This is a genomic window from Streptomyces sp. UH6, assembly GCF_013421635.1.
GTDB lineage: Bacteria > Actinomycetota > Actinomycetes > Streptomycetales > Streptomycetaceae > Streptomyces > Streptomyces abyssomicinicus.
Genome location: NZ_JACADT010000519.1, coordinates 1 through 4,009, shown reverse-complemented (window position 1 = coordinate 4,009; position 4,009 = coordinate 1). Strand labels below are relative to the sequence as shown.

The 4,009-nt window shown below is 74.4% G+C and carries 3 protein-coding genes; 2 read left to right on the top strand and 1 reads right to left on the bottom strand.

All coding sequences use genetic code 11. The annotated features are described in order from the left end of the window. Positions 1-1,753: transcriptional regulator (locus HW445_RS21150; protein ID WP_180222559.1), on the top strand; the 1,753-nt coding region annotated here is incomplete at its 5' end. A 15-nt stretch (positions 1,754-1,768) separates the two neighbouring features. After that, the gene (locus HW445_RS21145; RefSeq protein WP_180222558.1) at positions 1,769-2,326 is read left to right on the top strand and encodes an XRE family transcriptional regulator; all 558 of its coding nucleotides are present in this window, start codon (positions 1,769-1,771) and stop codon (positions 2,324-2,326) included. Between the two features lie 49 nt (positions 2,327-2,375). Here the strand turns inward: HW445_RS21145 and HW445_RS21140 are convergent, their stop codons facing one another. Further along, positions 2,376-3,893: a hypothetical protein gene (locus tag HW445_RS21140; protein ID WP_180222557.1), complete on the bottom strand. Its 1,518-nt coding sequence runs from the start codon at positions 3,891-3,893 to the stop codon at positions 2,376-2,378. Positions 3,894-4,009: the final 116 nt, after the last annotated feature.

Below are 4,009 nucleotides of genomic sequence, written 5' to 3'. Positions count from 1 at the left end.
CGCCACTCCCGCGGACGGCGGCACCGATCCGCGGTTCGCGAACGGTCCGCTGGCGGTCGTCGACGCCGAGGACGGGCAGGTCCTCGCGTACTGCACCGGCGGCCTGGTCCTGGACGTGCCCGCCAGGACCCTTCCGGCCCTGGTGGAGTGGACGCTCACCGAGGCGCGGCTCGGACAGCCGAAGCTGTCCGGGCCGGGCAAGGACGCCGACCCGCTGCTCGTGCTCACCGAGGCCGCGCTGGAGCGCTACGGCCTGCCGACGGCCCTCACCGACGAGGAACGGCTCGCCGGGCGCCTCCCCGAGAGCCACAGGGTGGTCAAGCAGCTCACCCGCGCGGAGTGGAGACTGACGAAGCGCGGGTTCGGGCCGTGGGCCCGGATCTACCGCCCCGCGACCGGTCCGGAGCGGGCCTGCGTGCAGCTGTGCATCCCCGCGTGGCACGCGCTCGACTCCCGGCACTGGGGCCACGCCGCACAGCTCCCGCCCGCGGAACTCGCCCGCGTGCTGGGCGTGTACGCCTCCCGGGTCATGACGCCGCGCGGCTCCACCGCCGTGACGGGACTGGAGCTGATGACCGCCCTGCACCCGCCGACCCGGGCCTCCGCACCCGATGGGACAGGGAAGCGGCACTCCGAGCACAACCCCGGTTCCCTGGGCAAGGACCCGGTCGACCCGGCTCCGTGCGAGGCCCCCGACGGGCACCCCGTGCTCAGGGATCTCCCGCGGTTCCATGTCCGTGGTCCGGCGGAGAAGCTGTTCGAAGAGGCGTACGACTGGGCGCGCCCGATGACCGACGTGGAGTGCACGCTGCGGCACCTGGTCGGCATCGACGTGAACATGGCCTTCGCCGCCGGCGCCAACGGCCTGAACGTCGGCCTCGGCGCGCCCACCCACGTGCGGAACCCGGTCTTCGACCCGAAGCTGCCCGGCTCATGGCTGGTGGACCTCTCCCACGTCGACCTGTCCCGGGTGAAGACCGGCAAGGAGTGGGTGCGTCTGGACGCCGGCCTGCTGCCCAGCCCGTTCACGCCGAAGGGCGAGCGCCCCGAGGGACCGGCCTGGTACGCGACGCCGACCGTGGCGTACGCGGTGGAACTCGGCTACGAGGTCCGGCCGCTGGAGGCATGGGTGCGCCACGACAACGGCCGTTACCTGGACGGCTGGTACCAGCGGCTGCGGGACGCCTACCTGGCCACGATGGCCGACCTCGGCGTCCACCCGGACATGCCTCCGGCCGACTTCCTCGCCGCGATGGACGGCTGCAAGGAGCGCGACCCGGAGCTGGCGATCGTCGTCTCGGCGGTCAAGGCGACCGTGAAGGGCGGCCTGGGCAAGCTCCGCGAGCGGCCGCGGGGGGAGGGCTGGCGGCCCGGAGAACCGTGGCGCGCCCTGGCCCGGCCGACGTGGCGGCCCGACATCCGCGCGGCGGTCATCTCCCGCACGCGGATCAACCTGCACCGCAAGATCGTCAGGCATGCCGCGTTCACCGGGCAGTACCCGGTCGCGGTCCTCTCCGACTGCGTGGTCTACGCGGCCGGCGGCACCGGCCCGCTGGACTTCCTGCCCTACCGGGAGGGCAGACCGCTGCCCGGCGGGTTCAAGCTCGGCGTCAACCCCGGCCTGGTCAAGCACGAAGGCACCCAGCCCCTGCTGTGGGGCGAGGAGGTCCGCGAGCGGTTCGACGCGCCGGAACTCAACCTCGCCCGGTACATCAAGGACGGCACCGTCACCGACGCCGACAACGGCGAGTAGGGGAGAGGTCAGGCGATGAGCATGTTCGGGGAGGGCCTGGAGGCCGCGGTGCAGAAGGCGTTCACCCGCCCCGCGCCCAGGACCGCGGGCGCGCAGATGCGCTACCTGGTCCGGCAGATGAAAGGGACGAGGGAGGTCGCCCGGACGCTGCGCGTCTCCCGGCGCACCGTCGAACGGTACGTGAAGGACCAGATCAGGAAGCCCCGCCCGGACCTCGCGGCGCGCCTCGAGCACGAGGTGAAGAAGCGGTGGCAGCCCCGGGTCCGGGCAAGGGCCCGGCAGCGGGCGGCCACCACCGACGGCATCGTCATCGACACCCGGGCCCGCATGGGCTACACCGCCCCGATCGGGTCGACGGACCAGGACCGCGTCCGGCACCTGACCGTCGCCCTCCCCCCGCGGTACGCCGCCCGCCTCTTCGACGCCCAGGAGGCCGGCGCGGCCGACCAGCAGCTCCAGCAGATCGCCGCCGAGGCACTCAAGGAGGTCTACTTCCAGGACGGCGGCCGCCGCGCCGGCAGCCTGGAGGAGGTCCGGTTCACGGACATCGAGCACCTGGAGTTCGAGCTGTAGCCGAAGCTGCCGCGCTCCGGGCCCGGCCGTCAGCCGGTGGGCGGGGTGCTCACAGCCGGGACACCAGATCCGACATCACGGTGAGCGGCAGGGACGGGTTGGCGGCCGCCGCTGCCGCCACCTGTCCGTCGGTGTCCGCGAGCAGCTCCACGATGACCGACGGCGGCAGGGCGGGATGGCGGGCGGCCAAGGGCCTCGCCTGTCCGTCCGTCAGACAGGCCACCAGCGCCGGGGCCGTCGCACGGCGATGCCGGGCGACCTCGCGGAGCGCCTTGCGTACCGAAGGCCCGTGCCGGGTCAGGTCCTCCAGCAGCGCCGGAGTGGCGTCCGGGTTGGCCGCGATCCTGGCGACGACCCGGACTCCGTGCCGGTCGGCCATGGCCCGCAGCCGGGCCTCGGACAGGCCCGGGTGCGGCGCGACGGACTTGACCACTTTCGCGTCGGGGTCGGCGGCCAGTGCGTCGCGTGTCGCGGGCGGCAGATCGCGTCGCTGGGCCACCAGCATCCGCACGGCCGGGTCCGGCGACCGGGCCAGCACCTCGACCTCGTCGGGCAAGGCGGCGGCGATCCGCGGCAGAAGGGTGGCGCCGACCTTGGCGGCTCCGGCCAGGCCGGTGAGCACGTCGAGCGGCACGTGGGGGTTGTGGGCGAGCCCGCGCCGGACGCCGCGGTCACGGTCGCCGGCCAGGACGCGGATCGTGGCGTCGTCGATCGCCGGATTCTCGGCGAGATCGGCGCGAACCCCCGGGCAGGGGTCCACGGCGAGCTGTTCGCACACCTGCGACGGCAGGCCGGGGCGGGCGGCGAGTGCCCAGCGCAGCAGCAGGGAGGGATGGTCCACGAAACCGACGACGGCTTCGGTGGGTGTGACCGGGTTCCGCAGCGCCGCCTGCCGGATGTCGTGCACGGTGGACTCGTGGGAGCCGTCGCAGGAGGCGCCCGGCAGCAGATCGCAGTCGAGCCGCGAGCAGTGCGGATCGTGGACGAACGGGCTCCCTTCCCGGTCGCAGACCAGGCACCGCCGCGCGGGAGGCAGCCCTTCGCCGGTGAGCAGCGCCGCCAGCACGGCCGGGGGCGTCGCCTCGTTGGCCGCGACCGCTCTGCGGACCGCGGCATGCGGATGCCCCGCGAGCCTGGCGGCCACTTCCGGCGTCGTCCACAGGGCGAGCTCCGCCACGACCCGTGCGTCGGAGTCCGCGGCGAGCGTCTCCACCACATCGGGCGGAAGGGCGGAGCAGGCGGCCAGCTTCTCCCGGCGTTCGACGACCGGATCCGCCGCGAGCAGACGTGCCCACTCCGGGCGGCCGGCGCCCCCGTCGAGCAGGGCGAGCGCAGCCTCCGGCTGAGCCACGGGATCGACGTCGGCGGCGGTCAGCCGCCCGGCGTACGCCAGCCACACAGCGCTCTCCGCCACGCGTGAGGCCAGCTCGAGCGCCTGCGCACGGCCGAGGTCCGCGCGACGGGCCAGCTCCGCGGCGATGTCGGCGTCCGCGATCGCCGTCAGCCGGTCGACCAGGTCGGACGGCAGCGCCGCATTGGCGGCGAGCCCGCACAGGACATGGTTCACAGGGAGCATCCTGCCCGGCCCGTGACGGAACGGCCCCCCGATTTCGGCCTCGACGAGCTGTCGGCGGCACCCGGGCACGTCCTCGGCGCGGTACGTGCCCGGACCCGCCGGGCGAA

Excerpts from the sequence above, each read along its gene's own strand:
- HW445_RS21145 (WP_180222558.1), top strand. The coding sequence starts at position 1,769 with ATGAGCATGTTCGGGGAGGGCCTGGAGGCCGCGGTGCAGAAGGCGTTC.